The following is a 22,158-nucleotide window of genomic DNA, read 5'->3' on the forward strand; positions in this document are numbered from 1 at the left end:
ACGAGACTTATCGTCGGCAGCGTCAGATGTGTACAAGAGGCAGGGGCGGAGGCGTGACGGTGGGGGGCGGTGGCACCGCGATGCCAGCGGAGGTTGCCGCCTTCAGCTCCCGGGCCGCTCGTGCGAGCCCCGCGTCCTTCGGTGAGAGCGCGGAGGCGCGCGCGTACAGCTCGCGGGCCAGCTCCAGCCGCCCCGCGCGCAGGTGGTGCTCCGCGGCGATGGCCACCACCCGCCAATCCTCCGGAGCCTCCGCGAGCCTTGCCGCCACCGCCCCCTCCATGGGCGCGGTGGGGAACGCGGCCGTCGGCGTCCGCTGGAGCGCGGCCGTATAGGACCGGAGCGCCTCCGCGTTCCGTCCCAGCGCGGCCAGGGCCCGGGCCCGCAGGTACTCCGTGGGCGCCAGGTCCGGGAAGAGGGCGAGCACCTCCGTGGCGTCCGACAGCGCTCCCGCCGCGTTGCCCCACGCCAGCCGCTCGGAGGCCCGCGCATGCCGTGCATCCAGCGAATCGTGCAGCGCGAACAGCTCCTCGCTCCACGCGTCGCGGCGAGGGTCCCCCAACGCCTCCGCCCCCGCGACCGCGAACGCCAGCGCGTCCAGCGTGCCGCCGCGCCGCTTCAGCGACTCCGCCGCGTCCGCCAGGGCCCGCTCCCGCTCACCCCCGGCCAGCCGGCACCGCGCGGACACCAGCAGGGGATCCAGCGAGGTGTCGTAGAGCACGCCACGGAACCCCGCCTCCGACGCGGCCTCCGCCGCGGGCAGCGCCTGCTCGCAGTGCCCCGCGCGCCGCGCCAGCTCCGCCATGAAGAAGAGGTCCATGGGCGTGTCCGCGCCAAAGCGCTGGAGCGACAGCGTCGCGGAGCGCGCCGCCACCTCGGGAGACTCGAACGGCACGCCGCGAAGCGGGCGCAGCATCGCCGTGAAGGGCTGCGCCGCCTGGAGCCGCTCGAACGCGCGCGTGGCCTCGTCGTAGCGCCCCGCGGCCATCGCGGACGTCATCGCGGACGCATCCGCCGCGGTCGTCTCACCGCGCTCGAACTGCCGCTGCACGTCCCGCACGAAGGGAAACAACACCGGCAGCGTGAAGACCGCCGCCGTCAGCGCGCCATACAGCGCCAGCGCCCGCGGCTGCCGTCGCGCCTGGAACACCGCCGCCATGCCCACCCCCGCGAACAGGGCCCACGCCGGCAGCGCGGCGACGCGATAGCGGCTCACCACGTAGAACCCCAGCGCGAGCACGGAGCTGGCGAACAGGTACAGCACGCCCCAGCCCACCCTCACACGGCGGATCAGCGCGATGAGCAACCCCGCCAATCCCATCAGCCCCAACGCCTGCGCGCTCACCAGCGGCCACTCCGACAGCCGCATCTCCGCACGACGGACCTCCACGAGGTCGTGCCCGTCCGGCCCGAACAGGAAGAAGGCGAGCTTGCGGCCCATGAGCCCCAGGAACGTGCCGGGCTCCCACGTCGCGAAGGCCAGCGTCTTCTTCACCCAGAACAGCTCCGCGTCCGCCGGGGACAGCGCATGGCCGGTGTCCGCGCGCGCGAACTCACGGTAGAGGTGGTGGGCGTAGTCCGGACGGTCCTTGGAGCGCAGCTGCGCCTCGTACTGCTTCACGAGCGTGGGAGGCTGCGCGCCCAGGCCCGTGCCCTCCGGCCGGTTGCCCATGTGCAGCACCGCGCCCGCGCTCATCGTCGCGCCCAGCTGCGAGCCCACCTTCGCGCGCACCACGAGCGACGGCACCGCGGAGGCCACGAACCCCACGGCCAGCAGCAGCCCCGGCGCCAGCCATCGCCGTCCGGGCTGCCCCCACGCCTCCCGCACCATCCACAGCGCCGCCAGCCCCAGGATGAACAACCCCGTGGGCCGCGTCGCCCCGGACAGCCCCAGCAGCACGCCCGCGCCCACCACGGAGGGCGTGCGGAAGCCCGGGCTCGCGGCGGCCAGCAGCGCCAGCGCCGCCAGGTTGAACACCATCACCAGCAGGTCGGGCTCCAGCGTGGCTTCGTACAGCAGCACCGGCACCGTCACCGCCAGCAGCCCCGCCGCCAGCAGCCCCGCCGCGCGCGACACCATCCGGGAGCCCAGCACGTACACGGCCCACAGCCCCACCGCGCCCGCGAGGCTCTGCAGGACGCGCAGGGGCCCGGGCGCGAGGAGCACGTTGAGCAGCAGGTAGAGCGGGCTGAAGTCCGCGCCCTGCTCGGCGGACAGCGTCCCCTGGGCCAGCATGCGGGCGCTGTCCGGATACTTCCCGAACATCCACGCCGGCAGCAGGGTCAGCCCCAGGACGACGTGAAGCAGGCACAGAAGCCCGAGCATCCCCGGAACGAACCAGGGGCGGGACGCGAGGGACGGCGCGGACGGAGCATTCACGAGCGGCCCCATCCTACAGGCCCGGCGGTCCCTGTCCCCACGGACAGAAAAAGGCCGGCCCCGCGTCGAAGCGGGACCGGCCTTCCTTCACTGCTCAGCGGTAGGGCTCAGGTGAGGCTCAGGCGCTCACTCGACCGGACGCACCTGGACCTGCATCACGGTGTCGGTCGTGTTCGTCGACAGCACCTCGATGATGGTGCCCGTCTTCGGGACCTTCACGCCGCCGTACGGCTGGGTGGCGTACCAGAACTCGTTCGTGTCGTTGAACACCGGCACCGCGGGCTGCGAGGGGTACTCGTTGCGCGGGAAGCCGTTGGGCTTGATGGACAGCGGGAAGCTGGGCTCCAGGCCGAACGTCGCGTCGTGCGTCTGCACGCGGCCGGACCAGTAGCGGCCGTCGCTGCGCTGCAGGGGCTGCGGGCGCGAGTCGATGGGCAGGATGCGGCCCGCACCCGGGTGCTGGGACACGTTGTTGTTCGACTGGGAGGTGTCCCAGTACGTGACGAGCAGGCCGGGGTTGTACGCGTAGCGCTCCGCCCAGTCGAAGTAGCCGTCCGCGCTGAAGCCGTAGTTGTACGGGCCCGTGGCCAGCGTCTCGTCGTAGCCGCGGAACTGACGCCACTCGGCCAGGTAGTAGTGGTCGTAGAGGGTGTTGGTGCCGTCCGTCACGAAGAACGTCGACTTGTCCCACCACTTGTGGCCCCACTCGCCGTCGTCACCGAAGAGGTAGGTGTTCTTCGCCCAGAGCTGCACGAAGTCCACCAGGAAGCCCTTGCCGAACTCCGCCGCGTCCGTCTTGTAGCGGATCTTCAGCGTGACCTTCTTGCCCGCGTAGGCGGACAGGTCGAACGACAGCGGCATCCAGCCGTTGGAGTTGCCGGTGATGCCGTTGCCCAGGTTGTTGCCCCACGGGTTCGTGTTACGGCTCACCGGGCTGGGCAGGTTGACGAACGGGCCGCCCTCCACCGACAGCGCGACGTAGGCGTAGTCCCAGTCCTCCTCGATGTCGAACCACGTCTGGAAGGAGAAGGTGATGGGCGTCTTGGTCGGCAGCTTCACCGTCTTCTCCAGCACGCGGTCCAGGTTGTTGCCCTGGCCGCCCTGCCACATGCCCTGACCCTCGAACGGCGCGGTCGTGGGCTGCACGATGGGCTTGCCGGGCAGCTTCACCAGCAGCGCCTGCTTCGCGTTCTGCGACGTGAACTCCGCGGGACCCAGGTTGTGGTACGAGTACAGGCCCGCCGACGTGGTGGCGTAGTCCAGCCAGCCCAGCTGCAGCTTGTCCCAGGCGAAGAAGTCACCCGGACGGCTGCCGATGTCCGTGGTGCCGTCGTTCAGGTACGAGCCGGACGACATGATGGTCCAGAAGCCCGTCCCGTTGTCCGCCGCGTTCGTCGTGTCGTAGTGGTCCGGCAGGCCCAGGTCGTGGCCGAACTCGTGCGCGAACACGCCCAGTCCGCCGTTCTCCGGCTGGATGGTGTAGTCGCCCACCCACTTGTCCACGCCCGTCCCGAAGCGCGCGCCGCCGTTCGGGTTGTACGTGGGGCCGGTGCCGTCCGGGCCCAGGCCCGTGCTGTACGCGAACCAGCGGTGGCTCCACACGGCGTTGGTGCCCTGCGCGCCGCCGCCCACTTCCTCGCCCATGCCGGCGTGGACGATCTGGAAGTGGTCGATGTAGCCGTCCGGCTCATCGAAGTTGCCGTCGCCGTCGTAGTCATACCGGTCCCACGTGTCGAACGTGTCCAGGTACGCCTTGATCTCCGCAGGCGTCTTGCCGGCGGCCAGCTGCGCGTTCGTCCACGCCTTGATGGCGTCGTTGATGAGCGGCCACACGGAGTTGGAGCAGCTGGAGCTGCCGCACAGGTTGTTGCCGTAGCGGGCGGCGTTGTACGGCACCTTCACCCACTCGGACACCGTGCCGGACACGGTGTAGCGGCCGGACGACGCGGCCTTGTAGTAGTTCGCCACCGAGTCCGCGCCCGGCGTCGTGTCGAAGTAGAGCTTCTCGAAGTGCTCGCGGTTGTAGTCCGGCTGCCAGATGGTGGTGTTGTCCACCGCCCGGTCAGGGGCCGGAATCTCGTTGTGCAGCGGGCCCGGGATGTTGCCGCCCGGGTTGGTGGTGGGGTTGCCGTACACCGGGTGGATCTGCGTGCCGTACTCCACCAGGATCACGAAGATGCGGTCCGTGCGCTGCAGCTCCAGCTCCACGAACGAGCCGTTCGCCAGCTTCTGCACCTTGCCGGCCTGACCGCGGCCTTCCAGCCGCTCCTTCAGCGCCTGCGCCTTCAGCGCCTTCTGCTGCTCACCCAGACGGTGGGGCAGGTCGTCCGTGATGTCCTGAACGACGGACTTGCGCAGCGACGTGGACGGCGCGGCGACGTCGGGTTGCGGCTTCTCGTACCAAGCTCGCTCCGCGTACGCGGACGGCGCCGCGAGCGCGAGCAGGCCCAGGGCCAGCCAAGACGGATTCTTCCGCATTGCCACTCCTTCAGGGTCAGGTCAGACATCCCGGCGGGTCCGGGAGCGCTCACTTTCTAATGGAAGCCATGTCCTCAAGGGAAGACGGGGAGACTAAATTTTTCCTGCAAGGACGGAGAGAGTCGGCCGTTCGACGTTGGTCGAAAATTCGAGATTGGGTAGGGGAGGGCGGAGGGCGAAGGGCTACCGTGCCGGTCCGTTATGGCGCGTTCACGTCCCGTGGATCCCCCGCTGCGGCGGGATGTCCGGCTCTTGGGCCGGCTCTTGGGTGAGGTGTTGGTGGAACAGGAGGGGCAGGCCCTGTTCGACAAGGAGGAGGAGGTCCGGAACCTGGCCATCCAGCGGCGGCGGGGGCCGGTGGCCGGGCGACGCGCCGCGGCGGCGGAGCTGGCGGCGGTGTTGCGGAGGCTGCCGTCGGAGCAGGTGGAGCCGGTGCTGCGCGCCTTCTCCGTCTACTTCCAGCTGGTGAACCTTGCTGAGCAGCACCACCGCATCCGCCGCGCCCGGGCCCATGCGAGCCCCACCGCCATCCGGCCCCAGAAGGGGTCGCTGGAGGCGACGCTCCTGACGCTGAAGGCCGCGGGCGTGAGCGCCGACAAGGTGCGTGAGACGCTGGGGACGCTGAAGGTGACGCTGACCTTCACCGCGCACCCGACCCAGGCGGTCCGCCGGACGCTGCTGGAGAAGCTCTACCGGCTGGCGCAGCTGTTGGAGGAGCGCGACCGGTGCGCGCTCACCCCGCGCGAATCGGCCGCGAACCTCACCGCGATGCGCGAGGAGATCACCGCGCTCTGGCAGACGGACGAGCTGCGCCGCGAGCGCCCCACCGTGGGCGACGAGGTGAAGAACGTCCACTGGTACGTGGAGGAGATGCTGGCGGAGCCGGTGGCCCGGCTGCCGGAGGCGCTGGACTGGGCCTTCGAGCGCGCCTACGGCGAGCCGCTGGGCGTGCTGGACACGCCCGTGCGCGTGCACTCGTGGGTGGGCGGCGACATGGACGGCAACCCACTGGTGACGCCGGAGGTGTTCGCGGACACGCTGCGCGCGCACCGCGCCCGGGGGCTGCGGCTGCTCTTGCGCGACGTGGAGCGGCTGGGCGGCATGCTGTCGCAGTCGGAGCGGCACGCGCGTCCCACCCAGGAGCTGGAGCGCTCGCTGGAGGAGGACGCGAAGGCGCTGCCGGACGTGGCGAAGCAGCAGGGCCCGCGCACGCTGGGCGAGCCGTGGCGCCGCAAGCTGCGCTTCATGGAGGAGCGGCTGTCGCTGGCGCTGGAGCACGTGCTGGCGCGGCGGCAGGGGCAGGCGTCCACGCTGTCACCCGAGGCCTACCGCTCCCCGGAGGCGCTGGGGGAGGACCTCGCGGTGCTGGAGCGGTCGCTCTTCGCGGCGCGCGCGGAGAGCGCGGGGCTGCGCGAGGTGCGCCGCATGTCCGAGCGCGTCCGCGCGCTGGGCCTGGGCCTGGGCGAGCTGGAGGTGCGGGCGCCCGCGGAGGACGCGGTGAGCGCGGCGGCGTCCTTCAACGGCGGACCGGCCCCCACCGAAGGCGGCAAGCGGCTCCTGGAGGTGCTGGCGAAGCTGCGCGAGGGCCAGGACGAGGGCGGCGAGTCCGTCTGCCGCACGCTCATCCTCTCCATGGCCTCCACGGCGGACGACGTGCTGGCGGCCTTCCAGTGCCTGAAGCACGCGGGGCTCTGGGACAAGGAGCGGCAGTGCGCCACCGTGGACGTGGCGCCCCTCTTCGAGCAGCTGGGCGCGCTGGATGGCGGGCCGGACGTGCTGCGCCAGCTCTTCGCGCACCCGGAGTACCGCCAGCACCTGAAGGGCCGGGGCGTGCAGGAGGTGATGGTGGGCTACAGCGACTCCGGCAAGGAGGTGGGCCTGCTCGCCGCGGCCGCCGCGCTGTACCGGGCCCAGGTGGCGCTCACCCACGTGGCGGACGAGCACGACGTGCCCCTGCGCCTGTTCCACGGCCGCGGTGAGACGGTGGCGCGCGGCGGAGGCCCCGCCCAGACGGCCATCCTCGCGCTGCCGCCGGGCACGGTGGCCGGGGCCTACAAGGCCACCGAACAGGGCGAGGCGATGGACCACAAGTACGCGCGCCCGGAGCTCACCCAGCGCACGCTGGAGCTGGTGGTGGGCGGCGTGCTGCTGCACACGCTCGACGCGCAGCCGCGCCCGTCCCCGGAGGACGAGTCCGCCTTCCGCGCCGCCTTCGACGTGCTGGCGGAGGAGGGACGCAAGGCGTACCGCGCGCTCGTCTGGGAGGACCCGCGCTTCGTGGAGTTCTTCATGACGGGCACACCGGTGGAGGAGATCGCCGCGCTGCCCATCGGCTCGCGCCCCAGCAAGCGCAAGGCGGGCGGGCTGGAGACGCTGCGCGCCATCCCCTGGAGCTTCGCCTGGACGCAGACGCGCGCCATCCTCCCGGCCTGGTACGGCGTGGGCAGCGCGCTGGAGGCGTACGCGGCCACGCCGGAGGGCGCGGCGCTCTTGCAGCGCATGTACAAGGAGTGGCCGTTCTTCCACACGGTCATCGACAACGTGACCATGGTGCTGGCCAAGACGGACATGGCCATCGCGGCGCGGTACGCGAAGCTGGCCCCCGCGTCCACGCGGCCCCTGTGGCTGCGCATCCAGCAGGAGCACTCGCGCACGCGCCGCGCGGTGAAGTCGCTCACCGGGGAGGCGAAGCTCCTGGACAACAACCCGCAGCTGCAGCGGAGCATCGCGCTGCGCAACCCCTACGTGGACCCCATGTCCTTCCTCCAGGTGGAGCTGCTCAAGCGCAAGCGGGACGGGGACGCGGAGTGCGACCGGCCGCTGCTGCTGGCGCTCAACGGCATCGCTGCGGGCATGCGGAACACCGGTTAGAGAACGGGCAGACAGGAGCGCGCGGAACATGGCCCAGGAGACGTTCGTCGTGGAGGAGATCAACCCCAAGCACGGCTTCGCGCGCGTGCGTCCGGAGAAGGGAGAAGGCTTGTTGCATACGGCCCTCTACCCGGATCCGGAGTTCACCCAGGCGCCGCCCTTCCAGCTGCGCAAGGGGGACCGGGTGGCGGGCCTTCGCCGGGGGCAGACGGTGTCGGAGGTGTCCTGGCTCACGCGCGTGGAGCCGCCATGGGAGGAGGTGGAGCGCGTGGCGGAGCTGCTCGCGCTCCTGGAGCGCTGGGAGATCCGCATCCCGCAGGAGGCGCGCGTCCTGGCCGAGCACGCCTGGCGCGACAGCAAGGAAGACCCGCTGCGCGACGAGCTCCAGGCGCAGCTGCCCACCTTCTTCGACCTGGAGGGCGCCCACCCCTTCGAGGATCCGACGCTGCTGGAGCGGCTGTCCGCCGCCATGCAGCCGTACCTGCCGGGCTTCGCCATCCAGCCGGTGCAGGGCCAGCCCGCGGTGCGCGTGGAGCCCGGCGCCGTGGAGATCCAGGCCGGCGTGGGGAGCTGGGACGTGCCCCAGCCCACCTTCGCGCCGATGATCGCGGAGGTGAACGCGCGGCTCGCCGCCGTCGGCGCCCCCGTGCGCTGGGTGCCCACGCGCGAGGACTGGATGCTCGCGCCCCCCGCGCTGGCCGCGCTGCTCCAGAAGCACGGCCTGTTGGAGTCCACCTCGCTCCCCGAGTGAGGAAAAGAGGCCTCCCGCCGCGCTGTGTCAGCGGCCAGTGGGAGGTCAAAGGGTTGTTTGGTACAGGACGGAGACCGCCATGGTTCTTCGTCCGCCCGCGTCCCTCCTCCTCGTTGGACTCCTCGTCCTTTCCGCGTCCGCCTGTGGGCCTGAACCCGAACGCCGGCTGAGCGAGGCCGAGCTTCCGGCGCCCTCGCTGCCGCACGTCACCATCGACGGGCAGGAGCCGGACACGCACCGGCTGTTCGGCACGGTATCGAGTGACGCGGGTGGGGTCCGGGTGGAGGTGTTCGAGGACGGGCGCTTCCTGGGCCATGCCGACGTGGGCGGCGGGCGGTGGAGCCTGCCGTGGTGGCCGGGCCGGCGCGCGCTGGCGGTGGAGGTGGTGGCGCGCGACAGGCAGGGCGCCGAGGCGCGGGCCCGCGTCGGCTTCCAGCACCTGACGTTCGACGCGCGGCCCGGGCTCTACCAGCCGGAGACGCTGCTGGCGTTGCCCACGGCGCCGGGCCTGCGGACGTACTTCACGCGGGACGGCTCCACGCCCACGCCCGAGTCATCGCGCTACACCGGCCCCATCGCGCTCATGGCGCGCTCCTCGCCGCCGGTGGTCTGGTCCTTCATCCCCACGACGGCGCCCCTCGCCGCGGAGGGCTCACGGTGGCTCGCGCCCGTGGAGGAGCCGGCGCATGCCTCGGTGGTGCGCTACCGGCAGTACGCGGGCACGGAGCCGGTGGGCCCGGTGCGCACCCGCACGTTCCTCATTGGCCAGACGCCGTACACGCTGCCGGTGCTGTCGCTCGTCACCGACGCGGCGAACTTCTTCGACCCGGCGACGGGCATCTACGTCCCCGGCCTCCTCTCCGAGGCCCGGCCCGAAGACCCGGGCGCGGGCAACTACATGCAGGACGGCAAGGCTTGGGAGCGCCCCGTCCACGTGGAGTGGTTCGAGCCCTCCGGCGCGCGCGTACTCGCGCAGGACGCGGGCGTGCGCATCCACGGCTCGGGCAGCGCGGTGCTGCCGCAGAAGAGCCTGCGGCTGTACGCGAAGGAGGACTACGGCCCGAAGACGTTCGCGGGGCCGCTGTTCCCGGGCTCGGCGGTGACGGACTTCACGCGGCTGCTGGTGCGCACGTCCGGGCAGGACCAGGGCATGACCAAGCTGCGCGACTGCGTGCTGCAGCGGCTGCTGGCCCAGACGCGGCTGGCGCTCCAGCCGTGCCGCCCCACGCTCGTGTTCCTCGACGGCGAATACTGGGGCCTGCACGAGCTGCGCGAGCGCTACGACGAGTACTACCTCGCGTCGCACTACGGCGTGGACCGCAAGAAGGCCGTCATCCTGGAGCGCTTCGGCGAGCTGGACGTGGGGGAGGAGGGCGATGCGCAGCCCTACCTGGACCTCATCGACTTCGTGCGGACGCACGACCTGGCGGTGCCGGAGCACTACGCCTGGGTCCGCGAGCGGATCGACGTGGAGGACTTCATCGACTACCAGGTCGCGCAGCTCTACCTGGGCAACGAGGACTGGCCGGAGAACAACGTGAAGTTCTGGCGCCTGCGCACGAAGCAGCCCGTGCCGGACGCGCCTTACGGGCAGGACGGCCGCTGGCGCTGGCTCGTGTATGACCTGGACTTCGCCCTGCGCTCCGGCCCCGCCTTCGACAGCCTGGGGCGCGTGCTGGAGGACCCGTCGCTGGAGGCGTGGTCCGTCCTGCTGCTGCGGGGGCTGCTGAAGGCGCCGGAGTTCAAGGCCCGCTTCACCGAGCGCTTCCGCTGGCACATCGAGCACACCTTCGCCGGGGAGCGGGCGACGGCGTTCCTGGACGCGGCGGTGGAGGAGCTGGCGCCGCAGATGCCCGGCCAGGTGGCGCGCTGGAGCCAGCCGGCCTCCGTGGAGGCGTGGTCGCTGCACCTCCAGGACCTGCGGGAGACGCTGCGACAGCGGCCGGCGTTCATGCTCCGGTTCCTGGAGCAGCACCTGGGGACACCGTAACCCCGCGCCCCCGGACGACGGCGGTCAGTAGCCGTAGGAACCGCTGCGCACGTCCACCAGCCGGCCGTCGCGGAAGATGGCGACCTGCATGAGCCGGTGGGGGCCGAAGTTGTAGGTCCACTCCTCCACGGTGGTTGACCGGGTGACCTCGGTGGAGGCCTCCTCCTGCGGCGTCTTCGCCTTGACCTTGTTGGTCACGTACTCGGTCCTGCTCTGCTTCGTCACGGGCTCGCCGCACTTCGCCAGCGCGTCCACCTGCGACGCCCCTTCCGACACGAGCTTGTTGTCACAGCGCAGCGCGGACGCGTGGACGAGCGAGGGCAGGGCGAGGCAGGCGACGACGAGGGCAGCGGGGAGGGCGCGCATGGGGAAACTCCAGAGGGTGGGGAAGGTGGGAATGCCGCCTGGACGCAGTGCTCCCGAACCTATTCAAACCCCTCGTGCGCTTTCCAGCCGGGCAGGCGCTACAGGCCGCCCTTCTCCTTGATGACCCGCGCCACCTCGGCCGCCATGACGCGGTGGCCCTCCGCGGAGGGATGGATGCCATCCACCTCCAGCCCATCCAGGAAGAGGTCCGCATTGCCCGGCTGGCGCATCACCGCTTCCAGGTCGATGACCTCCGCGCGCGTCAGCTTGCGGACCCATTCATTGAACGCGCGCCGCTGGACCTTCACCGCGTCGTAGCTGCCCTCGTTGGTCTTCTCCTTGGGCAACAGCGTGCTCACCCACAGCCGGCACATGGGCTGGAGCTGATCCAGGATCTGGGTCATCCGCTGCTCCAGCTTCTCCACCGTCATGTCGGCGGCGCCCAGATCATTGGTGCCCAGGAGCACGATGCAGTCCGTGACGCCCTGGAGCGCGAGCACCTCCTGCGGCAGCTGGAGGTTCGCGTCCCAGAAACCCTGTCCGGACACGCCCGAGTTCACCACCGGCACGCCCAGTTGCTTCTCCACCAGGGCCGGCCACGCATCGCGCGTGTCGTTGAAGGTGTCCATGTAGCCCTCGGTGATGCTGTCGCCGATGGCCACGAACGCGCGTCCCGGCGCGCCCTCCACGTCCACCGTGGCCACGGCCAGGGACCTCTCCCACCGCTGGCCGCCCAGCGCGCCCTGCGTGGTCGCGAAGGCGCCGGTCTTCATCCAACTGTCCGGGAACGCGTCGATCATGCTCTGGGCGACCTCTCCCTTCACCTCGAAGGAGAGGGCCAGCTCGTCGCGGAACTGCACCGGGAACGCGACCGGATCCGACGTCACCAGGGTGCGGGCATTCGCGGTGAAGCCGGCCTGGCCGTTGAACGTGAGCGTCACCGGCGCGGACGCCAGCGCGCCGTTGGCGCCAGCCTTCGCCACCGTGGCCCGCTGCAGCGTCATGCTGCCATCCCCCGAGCGGAAGGTGACGCGCACCCGGCCACCCGCGCGCCCCACCGGCACCTTCAGCCGGTAGGTGGTGACGCTTCCCACGCCGCCGGAGAGGCGCAGCGCCTGGTGGAACCCGGGCTGGAACCGGGTGGGGAGGGGCGCCACGGGCGGCGTGGCCTGCACCCGGTGCCCGTCATGCAGCGTCAGGGTGGGCGCGGCCTCCACGGCATCCGCGGGCGCGGTGACCTGAGCGTCCGTGTGGCCAGGAGCGACGAGCTCCTCCGGCGAGCCGCCGTCGTCCATGCCCCCACACCCCGCAAGCAGGCCCAGGACCCCGAAACATCCCCAGCGCAGCGCCTTCCTCAGACCCATGCCCACGACCTCCCGGCGCAAGACAATGTGCACGATGTGCCTTCGCGGCGACCCGGGCATTCATGGCGCGCGCCATGCCCCGGAGGCCCTGAACATCCCCGCGCCGGGAACGGATGGCGCAGGGCCCGCCCCACGCGGTGGCGGGCCGGGGCCCCGGAGGACCCGCGCGCTCGCCACCCCGGGCCGGGACTTTCCTTCCGTGGGCAATCCCTTGCCTACGGGACGCAAGCACCCACGTCGCCGTTGTTGGTGATGGGCCGGCAGGCCGCGCCGTTCGCGCACCCCGGCGAACCGGCGGGCGTGCGGCACAGCGTCCGGCACGTGCCACTGCCGCCGGCGATCACGCAGGTGCTTCCCCGTGAACACTGGTTGCTGAACTCGCACGCGGCGCCTTCGCCCAGCGAACCCTGTCCCGCGCACACCGGGCCGTTGGCGGCCGGGTAGCAGCCCAGCGGGCTCTCGCAGTCCTGCGCGAACGCATCGCACGACGCGGAGGCCGGGCCGCACACCAGCGGCAGCTCCCGCGTGCCGGCCAGGCGCAGCACGGTGTTGCACTCGCCGGAGCCGCAGTCGGACGTCGCGTGGCACAGCTTGCGGCAGAAGAACCCGGTGCCGCCGTCGCCCTGCGCCTCGTCCTTGCAGTAGAGGCCCGCCGCGCACGTGTCATACGTCTGTCCCGGAGGCGACTCGGCCAGCGTGCACGGCGCGCCCTCCGTGGCGGTGCCCGCAGCGACGCACTGGCGCTGCGAGGCCCCACCGTCCAGCCCCACGTAGGTGCACCGCTGCCCGGACGGACAGTCCTGGCGGACCACGTCGCACGCGCCCGTGAAGCACTGGCTGCCCGTGCCGCCATCCGTCAGGTCCGTGTACAGACAGCCCTGGCCCGCCGCGCAGCCCTCCTGCTTCCCCACGTTGCAGGCGAAGTCGGAGCTTCCGCCGCCACCACCGTCACCGGCATCGACAGTCCCGGAATCACCGCCATCCGTCCCGGAATCCAGGGTAGTGCCGGCATCCGTTGGCGGCCGGACAGTTGGTTCGTCGTCGCAGCCCGCCACCCACAGCCCCAGCATCAGGGCGCCACCCAACAACACGAGACGTGCACGCATCCGGAAACTCCTGGCGTCGAAGTAGCCTGGGACTTACACGAGCCGTTCCGTCGTCCGGGGGCCCTTGAACCGGGCCTGGAAACCAGCCGACACTTCCGGTCCGAGAACCGAGGGGGTCAGGGTGCGCATGAACACGAAGTTGGATGGGCCGGTGGAGCCAGACCCGTACATGAACCGCCGCGCCGAGGAGCGCGTGGCGGCGCGGTTCGAGGTGCGTTTCGAGCAGGCGGAGGACGCGGCGCGTGCGCTGCGGGCCTACTCGCTGAACCTGTCCGCCGGTGGGCTGTGCCTGCGCACGCGCAAGTCCTACGACGTGGGCGCGCAGGTGCGGCTGGCCATGGTGGTGGACGGCGAGGAGTTCCACCTCACCGGCATCGTCGCCTGGGTGCGCGACGAGGCGGAGGCCATCGGCGTGCGCTTCATCGACGTGAGTGAAGAGGACCACGAGCGCCTGCGCCGCGTCATCGCGAGCTTCAAGCGCTGAACCGCTTCCACCGCGAAGCGGCCCGGGCGTGAGCGCCGGGCCCTCGCGGCACCCCTGGCGCTACTTCTGGGGCTCGTACTCCGCGTGGCGGAACACCCCGGAGTCGCCTTCCACGTAGCCGCACGCGCGGTAGAAGGCGCGCGTCTCGTCGGTGACGTTGATGGGGGCGATGAGCTGGAGCTGCTTCACGCTCAGCACCTTGCCGCGCTGGGCCACCTGCGCGAGCAGCGCGCGGCCCACGCCCCGGCGGCGCCAGCCCTCGGACACGACGAGCTCGTCCACGGTGGCCACGCGCCCGCGCAGCCGCAGCTGCGGCCGGTGGGAGAAGGACACCATGCCCACCGCGCGGTCCTGCGGATCCCCCGCGACGAAGATTTCAATCTCCGGATGGCTGATGACCCAGTGCACCGTCTGCTGATCGGTGCCCTGGGGGTAGCCCAGCTCGCGCAGCAGCAGGGCCATGACCTCGGCGTCGCCACGGCGCGCGCGGCGGATACGGAAGGCGTTGGCGTCAGGGGCGGGGGTCATGGTGCGGACGATGGGCTGGGACACGGAAGTTGGGATTCTAACGACAGGGCCGCCGGCCTCCAAAGAGGAACGGCGGCCCCTGTGGCTTTCTGCGGTGTGGGCGGAACTCGCGAGGCCTTACGGCTGCTCGCGGCAGAGGTTGCGCAGGGCGGTGGTGATGTCGTTCTGCTGCGGCACCGACGCCATCTCCAGCGCGTCCGCCAGGCCGATGCCCGGGACGAACTTGCCGGCGACCAGGCGGGGCGGGGCGAGCAGCGAGTAGAACAGCTCCTCCACGGTGCGCCGGACCAGGTGCTCGCCGAAGTTCGTCACCTCCGTGTCCTCGTTGACGAAGAGCACGCGGCCCGTCTTCTGGACGGAGGCCTTGATGAGCTCCCAGTCATACGGCCAGAGCGAGCGCAGGTCGATGACCTCCACGCTCAGGCCTTCCTCCGCCAGCTGCACCGCGGCCTTGGTGCACAGGGGCATCGTGCGGCCGTAGCTGATGACGGTGGCCTGGGTGCCCTCGCGCACCACCTTGCCCTTGCCAATGGGGACCGCGAACGCCTCCAGCATGGGCCACTGGGGCTTCCACTGGGAGCGGTCACCCAGCGGCGCGTCGATCATCTTCGACAGCGCGCGGTCATCCTCGGGCTCGCCGGGGATGCGCTCGTCGCCCTTCACGCGCAGGAGCGCCTTGGGCTCCAGGAACATGACGGGGTTGGGGTCCTGGCACGCGGAGATGAGCAGGCCGTACGCGTCCAGCGGCGTGGAGGGCATGACCACCTTCCAGCCGGGGATGTGCGTCATCGTCGCGTCGAAGGAATGCGAGTGGTACAGCGACCCGCGGATGCCGCTGCCCACGGGCGTGCGCACCACCATGGGCAGGGCCCAGTCACCGTTCGTGGACCAGTGCGTGTTGCCCGCGAGCTTGAGCAGGTCGATGGTGTTGTAGATGTAGTCGCAGAACTGGATCTCCGCGACGGGGCGGTTGCCCGCCATCGCCAGGCCCATGGCCGCGCCGATGATGCCGCGCTCGTCCAGGGGGCTGTTCCACGCCGTCTTCAGGCCCTGCGTGCAGGTGAAGACGCCGCCCAGCGGGGCACCCACGTCCTCGCCGAAGATGTCGGTGACGCCCAGGTTCTCTTCCGCGTAGTGCAGGGCCATGCGGATGGCCTGTGCCATGTTCGCCATGGTTATTTCTTCTCCGCGTAGATGTGGTCCCAGATGGAGTCGCCAGAGGGCTGCGGCTCGTCACGCACGGTGCGCGCCGCGGCGGCCAGCTCCTCCGTGTAGCGGTTGCGCGCCTCATCCATCTGCTCGCGGCTGATGACGCCCTCCTGCTCCAGCCGCGCCTCGAACAGGCGCAGGCAGTCCTGCTCCTCGTTCACGAAGTTGGCGCCGGACGCGGACGAGTGCCCGTACAGGCGCGACACGCGCGCCTCGATGAAGAAGGGCTTGCGCTCCTTGCGCACGTACTCCATGGCGGCCTGCAGCTCCTGGTAGGCCTCCACCGGATCATTGCCGTTGATGGTCTTCGCCGGGATGTTGAAGGCGCGCGCACGGTCGCTGATGTTCGTCTCGCCGTGCTGGCCGTCCGAAGTGGTGGAGATGCCCCACTTGTTGTTGGTGACGATGATCAGGATGGGCAGGGGGTTCGCCGGGCGGCTGCTCCAGACGAGGCAGCTGGCGAAATCGCCCTCGGCCGTGCCCGCGTCGCCGCCGGTGACGATGGTGATGCCCTCGCCGCCGTGGCGCTTCTGGGCCATGGCCGTGCCCGGCGCGATGGCGTACTGCACCTCGATGGGGGAGGTGATGGGGGCGATGTTCTTCGAGCGCCGGCTGAAGTGGCCCGCGAAGTTGCGGCCGCCGGAGTAGGGGTCCGTGGCCGTGTTCTTCATCTGCCGCAGCGCCCCGATGGGCTCCTCGCCCATGGCGAGCAGCGTCGCGGACTGGCGGTAGTGCGCGTGCAGGTAGTCGTAGTCCAGGCCCTCGCCCACCTTCATGAGCAGGCCCAGGGGGACGTTGAACGCCTCCTCACCGGGGCCGCCAATCCAGAAGTAGCCGTGGCCCTGCTTGTACATCTGGATCAGGCGCTCCTCCAGGACGCGCGCCTTCACCATCAGGTCGTGGATGCGGATGAGCTGCTCTCGGGCGAGCGAAAGCGGCGCGGAGTTTTCTTTGATCAACCGGGGCCGTGACACGCGCGGAGGACCTCGAAGGGAAAGGAAGGGACGCCCCTATACTCCGGATGCGGCCTCCCGACTCAAGGACCCTGATGTCACGGGTGTTCGCCGTACCCTTTTGGGCCCCCGGGTGGCGCGACGCGGCAATGAGCGGAACTCATCCATGCCGCGTGACGTGCTGCTTCCCGGGAGGGGGAACACGTCCGTGACGCCTGATCGCACGGCCGCTGGGGGGCCGGGAAGAGGGGCGCCCCCCGGGAATACGTCGATAGGTGGACTCCTCGCGTCAATCAGGAAGTGAGATACAGTCCGCCCCGCCCCGACCGCGTCCCCACGCGGGCTCCCCCAGGTCTGCCTTTGTCCCGTACGAATACGCGCCTCGACCCTGCCCCTGAGTCCCCTGACGCGTCTGAAGACGCAGGGCCCGGAACCCCGCCCCCTCCGCCGGAGTACACGGGCACCCACTCCCGGGACCTCACCGCCCTGCGAGGGGAGAACACGGCCACCCGGCTGACCGGAGCGCTGGGGCTGCCCGCCGCGGAGCCCACGAGCACCGTCATCGCGCCCATGGAGGCCGGAGAGCTGCCCAACGTGGCCGCCATCCGCGGGCTGCGGTTGGATCAGCTGCTCCTACTCACCACGGGCGCGCTGGTCATCGTCATCGTGGGCCTGCTGGCCGCGCTGTCGGCGAAGACGACGGAGGCGCAGCTCACCGCGACGTCGGACCGGTTCACGCAGCGGCTCCAGTCCCAGGCGCGCGAGCTGGGCCAGACGGTGAGCCACACGCTGGCGCTCACCTCCGCCACCAGCCTGCGCGACAACAACTACGCGTTCCTCACGGAGGTCGCGCGCTCCATCATCGCGGACAACCGCAACATCCTGCGCGTGCAGATGTTCGACGCGGACGGGCAGCTGGTCGCGGACAGCGATCCGGCCGCGAAGCTGGGCGAGTCCTCCGGGGGCCGCACCGCGGAGCGCCGCTGGGCCAGCGCCTTCTTCCAGGGCCAGCCCGTCTTCGAGTTCCAGGAGCCGCTCGACTACGGCTCGCAGGGCGGCAAGGGCGTGGTCGTCATCAGCTACTCGCTGGAGGACCTGCAGAAGCAGCTGCACGAGCTGGAGGAGACCAACCGCGCCGCGGTGCGCGCCAACACGCTGCGCATCGTGGGCCTGGGCGTGGGCTTCGTGGTGCTGGCCGGCGTGCTGGCCGCCTTCCAGAGCCGCCGCATCACCAAGCCGCTGGGCGTGCTCACCCACCGCGTGATGCAGCTGGCCGCCGGTGACCTGGGCGCCCGCGCGGGCACGGCGCCGGGCGCGGGCCGCGAGGTCACCACGCTGGGCGTGGTGTTCAACCACATGGCGGAGCGCATCAAGGTCCTGCTGGAGGACGTGCGCGCCAAGGCGCAGCTGGAGCGCGAGGTGTCGCTCGCGCGCACCGTGCAGGAGACGCTCCTGCCGGGCCGTGAGGCCGTGACGGTGGGTCCGCTGCGGCTCGCAGGGCTGGTGGTGCCCGCGGACGCGTGCGGCGGCGACTGGTGGTTCCGCGCCGCGCTGGACGACCGGCGCGTGGTCATCGGCATCGGGGACGTGACGGGCCACGGCCTGTCCACGTCGCTGGTCGCCACCAGCGCCACCAGCGGCTTCGCCTCCGCGATGACGCTGCGCGAGCCGTCGCAGGTGCACGCGCAGATGCTGATCACCGCGCTCAACGTGACGCTGGCCAACGTGGGCCGCGGCGAGCACCAGATGTCCAGCGCGCTCGCGGTCATCGACGTGTACAGCGGCAGCATCGACTACGCGGCGGGCGCCCACCCGGCGGCGGCCATCTACAACCGGAACACGCGGCAGATGGCGTCGCTGCCGGCGCGCGGCCCGCTGCTGGGCGCGAACGTCGCCTCGCAGTTCACGTCGCGCCAGGCGCAGCTGAGCCCCGGTGACATCATCGTCTGGTACACGGACGGCCTCACCGAGGCGCGCGACGGCGCCAACCGCCTCTACGGCACGCAGCGCCTGGCCGCCGCGCTCCAGACCCACGCCCACCTCCCCGCCGACGCCCTGCGCGACGCGCTCCTCGCGGACGTGCGTGCGTACAGCGCCGGTCAGCCCCAGCGCGACGACATCACCGTCATCGTCGCCGAATTCAGCCCCGCCCCCTCGCCGTGACGAACCGCATGCGCCCATTCATCCGCTCCCCGCGCCGCGTCTCCACCGCGCTCGTCCTGCTGGCCACCCTGGCCGGCCCGCCGACGGCGCTCGCCCAGTTCCGCCCGCCGCCCGCCACCGAGGCGCAGCGCATGACGGAGCAGGGCGAACAGGTCCTCGTGTCCGCCAACGCCGCCCTCGCCAAGGGCGACAAGAAGGAGGCGGAGGAGAAGTTCAAGAAGGCGCTCCAGCTCTTCGAGCAGGCGCTCACCCAGGAGCCGCAGTCCGTGTACGCCGCCGCGGGCCTGGGCAGCGCCGCCAACGCGCTCCAGGACTTCCAGCGCACGGTGGCGCGCCTTCAGCCGGTGTTCGCGCAGAACCCGTCGGAGCTGTCGCTCGCGTATCCGCTGGGCACGGCGTACTTCAAGCTGCGCCGCTTCCCGGAGGCCGTGCCGGTGCTGGAGCAGGTGGCCGCCGCGGATCAGCCCGACCACCTCATCGTCCACTACTACCTGGCCAGCTACTACCTCTACGTCCAGGACGGGAACCGGGCCGTGACGCGGCTGCAGCGCTACCTGGCGCTGCGCCCGGAGAAGCTCTCGGGCAACGACTTCCAGATCCACGAGCTGCTGGGCAAGGCGCACCTGCTCCGCCGCGACGCCGTCGCCGCGCGCGCCTCGTTCGAGAAGGCGCAGGCCGGCCGGGCCGAGTCCGCGACCGCGCAGATCGGCCTCGCCGCCGTGCTGGAGATGGAAGGCAAGGTGCCGGAGGCCCGCGCGCTCCTGGAGCGGCTGGTGACGAAGTACCCGCAGGTGGCCGAGCCGAAGGAGCGCCTCGCGCGCCAGTACCTCGCCGCGGGCGACGTGCCGCGCGCGGACATCCAGGCCACCGCGCTGATGAAGCTGGGCTCGACGCCCGCCGCGCACCTCTTGCTGGGTGACGTGCGGCTGGCGCAGAAGCAGCCCGCGCAGGCGGAGGCGGAGTTCCGCAAGGTGCTGGAGCTGCAGCCGGGCCTGCTCATGGGGCAGATCGCCGTGGGCAAGGCGCTCCAGGCGCAGGCGCGCCACGAGGAGGCCATCCAGTTCCTGGAGTCCGCCGTGAAGTCGGGCGGCGGCAGCCTGGAGCTGTGGGCGACGCTGGGCTCCGTCAACCGCCGCGCCGGCCGCTACCAGCGCGCGGTGGAGGTGCACCGGCGCGTGGTGGAGATGGCCCCGCGCCAGGCGCTGGGCTGGATGCTGCTGGGCGCGGATCACTTCGCCACCGGCCAGTGGGACCAGGCCATCGAGGACTACGGCAGCGCGCTCCAGGCCGAACCCGGCCACCCCGGCGCGAAGCAGTGGCTGGCCCGGGCGCTGGCGCACCGCGCGCGCGACCGCGCCGGCACGCAGCGCCTGGATGACGCCGTGCGCGACCTGCGCCGCGCGTACGACCTGGACCGCTCCGTCCCCATGGCCCGCCGCCTGGGCGCGGCGCTCCTGGACAGCCACCAGTACGCGGAGGCCCGCAAGGTGCTGGAGGGCGCGGTGACGCTGCCGGGCGCGACCTGGCGCGAACAGCTGCTGCTGGGCTACTCGCGGCTGGGCAGTGGCGACGCGCAGGCCGCGCTCGCCGCCTTCACCCAGTCCGGCGAGGCCACGCAGGAGCCGGATCAGCGCGCGGAGGCGTCCGCGGGCGCCGCGCTCGCGGAGGTGGAGCTGGGCCAGGTGGACGCCGCCGTGCAGCGGCTGACGGACGCGGGGCCCTCCAAGACGGCCTCGAAGGTGGCGGAGGCGAACCTGCCCCGCGTGCTGGTGCGCCGGGCCCTGGCGAAGCTGGAGGCCGGAGACGCGGCCGCGGCGAACCGGGACCTGGACGCGGTGGACCGCCTGGGCACCGGCAAGCGCGCGGACCTGGCGAAGCTGGCCACCTTCGCCCGGGCGCTCACGCGCGCGGAGGAGGGGAGGTTCGCGGAGGCCTCCGCCGGCCTCAAGCGCTCGCTCACCCCGGCGCCGGAGTGGGCGTGGCCCAACACGCGCGCGCTCGCGGACGCCTACGTGCTCTACCGCCAGGGCAAGGTCGCGCCCTCGCGCAAGCTGCTCACCGCCGCGCAGAAGAAGCCCATGCCCGGGCAGCCGAAGTGGATGGGCAACCTCACCGGCGCGCTGCTGCGCCGCGAGGCGGCGCTCGCGTACGCCTCCGGCAACATGAAGGCGTCGGAGAAGGCGCTGAAGGCCGCGCTCGCCGCGACGCCCGACGACGCGCTGGTGCAGCACAACCTGGCGTGCGTGGACTGGCGCCAGGGTGACGCGGCCTCCGCGCTCGCGACGTGGAAGCGCCTGGAGACCGCCGTGCCTGTCGCGTCGCTCAACCTGGGCATCGACGCGCAGGAGCGCCGGCACGAACCCGCCGAGGCCGTGGAGGCCTGGCGCCGCTACCTGGCCTCTGGCGCGGGCCCCCGCGCCGCCCAGGTGCGTGAATGGAAGGACCGCCTGCAGGGCCTCTATGGACTGGGTGACGCACAGGGCGTCACGCCGGCCACCGGGGTCGCGGAGGAGACGCCGTGAAGACGCCATCCCTTGTCGCGCGGTGGAGCCTCCTGCTCGCCGCCGTGTTGTTCGCCGCCATCCCCGCGTCCGCCGCGCCGAAGAAGGCCACGCTGGGCGTGTTCCTCGCCACCACGCTGTCGGACGGCCAGGAGCGCTTCCAGTACGCGGAGGCCCTGGCCCAGAAGCTGGAGGCCAGCCTGGGCCGCCCCGTCGCCGCCAAGAGCTTCGGCCGCTACGAGGACTTCTCCAAGGCGGTGGGGGAGGGGCAGATCGACTTCGCCGTGGTGGACGGCTGGGCCGCGGTGCAACTGGGCGCCAAGGCGGAAGCCGTGGCGTACGCGCCGCGCGCCGGTGAGACGCAGCAGCGCTGGGCCATCATCTCCACCCAGAAGGGCACCGTGAAGGACCTCGCCGGCAAGCGCATGGCGCTGGTCAAGGGCGCGGGCCCCGCGGATCCGAAGTTCGTCTCCCACGTCGTGCTGGGCGGCGACCTGGACGCCCAGAAGCACTTCAAGCTGGTGCCGGTGCCCAACGTGGAGTCGGCGGTGAAGATGCTGGAGGCCAGGGGCGCGGAGGCCGCGCTCGTGCCGGTGGCGTACGTCCCCAGGGACATGAAGGTGCTCTTCAAGAGCGCCCGCGTGCCCGGCGCCGTGCTGGTGGACCTGAAGGGCGGGGGGGACGCGTTGTCCCAGTCCCTGTCCTCCGTGGGTGCGGTCGCCCCGTTCGACGCCTTCGCCCGCATCCAGGGCCGCGAGTTCGAGGACTTCCGCAAGCTCGTCACCCAGGGCCCCCCGCGCCGCCAGCCCGTCCTCGCGGACGCCCCCGACCTTCGGGTGGAGACGCCCGTGCTCGTGCAGTCGGAGTCGCTGGGTCCCGCGCTGCCGCCGTTCGCGGACGACCTGGCCGTGTCCGCTGAACAGCCGGATGACTGATTGCGCCGTGGCTGATCCGCGCACGGCGCTCCCGTCGCCGTTCGCGTGATTTGCCCGGATCGACAGCCACGACTTGGCCTCA

General features: G+C 71.6%; 15 protein-coding genes. 7 read left to right on the forward strand and 8 right to left on the reverse strand.

The window, feature by feature from the left end; genetic code table 11:
• Positions 1 to 22: 22 nt before the first annotated feature.
• Complete coding sequence (locus tag D7W79_RS46430; protein ID WP_208729721.1) at positions 23 to 2,323, reverse strand: glycosyltransferase family 39 protein; 2,301 nt, start codon at positions 2,321 to 2,323, stop codon at positions 23 to 25.
• A gap of 180 nt (positions 2,324 to 2,503) precedes the next feature.
• Complete coding sequence (locus D7W79_RS13015) at positions 2,504 to 4,855, reverse strand: immune inhibitor A domain-containing protein (RefSeq protein WP_120525694.1); 2,352 nt, start codon at positions 4,853 to 4,855, stop codon at positions 2,504 to 2,506.
• Between the two features lie 201 nt (positions 4,856 to 5,056).
• Here D7W79_RS13015 and D7W79_RS13020 point away from each other — a divergent pair, with 201 nt between their 5' ends.
• The 3 genes from D7W79_RS13020 (at position 5,057) to D7W79_RS13030 (ending at position 10,467) form a co-directional block, all read left to right on the forward strand.
• Complete coding sequence (locus tag D7W79_RS13020; RefSeq protein WP_120525695.1) at positions 5,057 to 7,726, forward strand: phosphoenolpyruvate carboxylase; 2,670 nt, start codon at positions 5,057 to 5,059, stop codon at positions 7,724 to 7,726.
• Positions 7,727 to 7,754: 28 nt separating this feature from the next.
• Positions 7,755 to 8,477 (forward strand): hypothetical protein, encoded by a 723-nt coding sequence (locus D7W79_RS13025; RefSeq protein ID WP_120525696.1) that lies wholly within the window; start codon positions 7,755 to 7,757, stop codon positions 8,475 to 8,477.
• Positions 8,478 to 8,556: 79 nt separating this feature from the next.
• The gene (locus D7W79_RS13030; RefSeq protein WP_120525697.1) at positions 8,557 to 10,467 is read left to right on the forward strand and encodes a CotH kinase family protein; all 1,911 of its coding nucleotides are present in this window, start codon (positions 8,557 to 8,559) and stop codon (positions 10,465 to 10,467) included.
• A gap of 24 nt (positions 10,468 to 10,491) precedes the next feature.
• On the opposite strand, the gene D7W79_RS13035 is transcribed toward D7W79_RS13030, so the two are convergent.
• The 3 genes from D7W79_RS13035 to D7W79_RS13045 form a co-directional block, all read right to left on the reverse strand.
• Positions 10,492 to 10,833, reverse strand: a complete 342-nt coding sequence (locus tag D7W79_RS13035) for a DUF2845 domain-containing protein (protein ID WP_120525698.1) — start codon at positions 10,831 to 10,833, stop codon at positions 10,492 to 10,494.
• Positions 10,834 to 10,931: 98 nt separating this feature from the next.
• Complete coding sequence (locus tag D7W79_RS13040) at positions 10,932 to 12,197, reverse strand: SGNH/GDSL hydrolase family protein (RefSeq protein WP_120525707.1); 1,266 nt, start codon at positions 12,195 to 12,197, stop codon at positions 10,932 to 10,934.
• A gap of 215 nt (positions 12,198 to 12,412) precedes the next feature.
• Positions 12,413 to 13,303: a hypothetical protein gene (locus D7W79_RS13045; RefSeq protein ID WP_120525699.1), complete on the reverse strand. Its 891-nt coding sequence runs from the start codon at positions 13,301 to 13,303 to the stop codon at positions 12,413 to 12,415.
• A 127-nt stretch (positions 13,304 to 13,430) separates the two neighbouring features.
• Between D7W79_RS13045 and D7W79_RS13050 the strand changes: the two genes are divergently transcribed.
• Positions 13,431 to 13,787: a TIGR02266 family protein gene (locus D7W79_RS13050; RefSeq protein WP_120525700.1), complete on the forward strand. Its 357-nt coding sequence runs from the start codon at positions 13,431 to 13,433 to the stop codon at positions 13,785 to 13,787.
• Between the two features lie 60 nt (positions 13,788 to 13,847).
• Here the strand turns inward: D7W79_RS13050 and D7W79_RS13055 are convergent, their stop codons facing one another.
• The 3 genes from D7W79_RS13055 to D7W79_RS13065 all read right to left on the reverse strand — a co-directional run bounded on the left by D7W79_RS13055 (position 13,848) and on the right by D7W79_RS13065 (position 16,498).
• A complete protein-coding gene (locus D7W79_RS13055) occupies positions 13,848 to 14,339 on the reverse strand; it encodes a GNAT family N-acetyltransferase (RefSeq protein WP_120525701.1) in 492 nt (163 codons plus the stop codon).
• Between the two features lie 93 nt (positions 14,340 to 14,432).
• Positions 14,433 to 15,488, reverse strand: a complete 1,056-nt coding sequence (locus tag D7W79_RS13060) for an alpha-ketoacid dehydrogenase subunit beta (protein ID WP_120525702.1) — start codon at positions 15,486 to 15,488, stop codon at positions 14,433 to 14,435.
• Between the two features lie 2 nt (positions 15,489 to 15,490).
• The gene (locus D7W79_RS13065) at positions 15,491 to 16,498 is read right to left on the reverse strand and encodes a thiamine pyrophosphate-dependent dehydrogenase E1 component subunit alpha (protein ID WP_120525703.1); all 1,008 of its coding nucleotides are present in this window, start codon (positions 16,496 to 16,498) and stop codon (positions 15,491 to 15,493) included.
• A 339-nt stretch (positions 16,499 to 16,837) separates the two neighbouring features.
• Here D7W79_RS13065 and D7W79_RS13070 point away from each other — a divergent pair, with 339 nt between their 5' ends.
• The 3 genes from D7W79_RS13070 to D7W79_RS13080 are packed head-to-tail and all read left to right on the forward strand — an operon-like array spanning position 16,838 to position 22,076.
• Complete coding sequence (locus D7W79_RS13070) at positions 16,838 to 18,640, forward strand: PP2C family protein-serine/threonine phosphatase (RefSeq protein WP_120525704.1); 1,803 nt, start codon at positions 16,838 to 16,840, stop codon at positions 18,638 to 18,640.
• 8 nt (positions 18,641 to 18,648) lie between these two features.
• Positions 18,649 to 21,162, forward strand: a complete 2,514-nt coding sequence (locus D7W79_RS13075; protein ID WP_120525708.1) for a tetratricopeptide repeat protein — start codon at positions 18,649 to 18,651, stop codon at positions 21,160 to 21,162.
• Positions 21,159 to 22,076 (forward strand): PhnD/SsuA/transferrin family substrate-binding protein, encoded by a 918-nt coding sequence (locus D7W79_RS13080; protein WP_208729722.1) that lies wholly within the window; start codon positions 21,159 to 21,161, stop codon positions 22,074 to 22,076. Before D7W79_RS13075 ends, D7W79_RS13080 begins: the two co-directional genes overlap by 4 nt.
• Positions 22,077 to 22,158: the final 82 nt, after the last annotated feature.

It is taken from the genome of Corallococcus exercitus, assembly GCF_003611585.1.
GTDB lineage: Bacteria > Myxococcota > Myxococcia > Myxococcales > Myxococcaceae > Corallococcus > Corallococcus exercitus.

Bases quoted from the DNA above. Each gene is read 5' to 3' on its own strand.
- D7W79_RS13020 (WP_120525695.1), top strand. From the start codon at position 5,057: ATGGCGCGTTCACGTCCCGTGGATCCCCCGCTGCGGCGGGATGTCCGG.
- D7W79_RS13045 (WP_120525699.1), bottom strand. From the start codon at position 13,303: ATGCGTGCACGTCTCGTGTTGTTGGGTGGCGCCCTGATGCTGGGGCTG.
- D7W79_RS13060 (WP_120525702.1), bottom strand. From the start codon at position 15,488: ATGGCGAACATGGCACAGGCCATCCGCATGGCCCTGCACTACGCGGAA.
- D7W79_RS13015 (WP_120525694.1), bottom strand. From the start codon at position 4,855: ATGCGGAAGAATCCGTCTTGGCTGGCCCTGGGCCTGCTCGCGCTCGCG.
- D7W79_RS13030 (WP_120525697.1), top strand. From the start codon at position 8,557: ATGGTTCTTCGTCCGCCCGCGTCCCTCCTCCTCGTTGGACTCCTCGTC.
- D7W79_RS13025 (WP_120525696.1), top strand. From the start codon at position 7,755: ATGGCCCAGGAGACGTTCGTCGTGGAGGAGATCAACCCCAAGCACGGC.
- D7W79_RS13075 (WP_120525708.1), top strand. From the start codon at position 18,649: ATGCGCCCATTCATCCGCTCCCCGCGCCGCGTCTCCACCGCGCTCGTC.
- D7W79_RS13050 (WP_120525700.1), top strand. From the start codon at position 13,431: ATGAACACGAAGTTGGATGGGCCGGTGGAGCCAGACCCGTACATGAAC.
- D7W79_RS46430 (WP_208729721.1), bottom strand. From the start codon at position 2,323: ATGCTCGGGCTTCTGTGCCTGCTTCACGTCGTCCTGGGGCTGACCCTG.
- D7W79_RS13035 (WP_120525698.1), bottom strand. From the start codon at position 10,833: ATGCGCGCCCTCCCCGCTGCCCTCGTCGTCGCCTGCCTCGCCCTGCCC.
- D7W79_RS13040 (WP_120525707.1), bottom strand. From the start codon at position 12,197: ATGGGTCTGAGGAAGGCGCTGCGCTGGGGATGTTTCGGGGTCCTGGGC.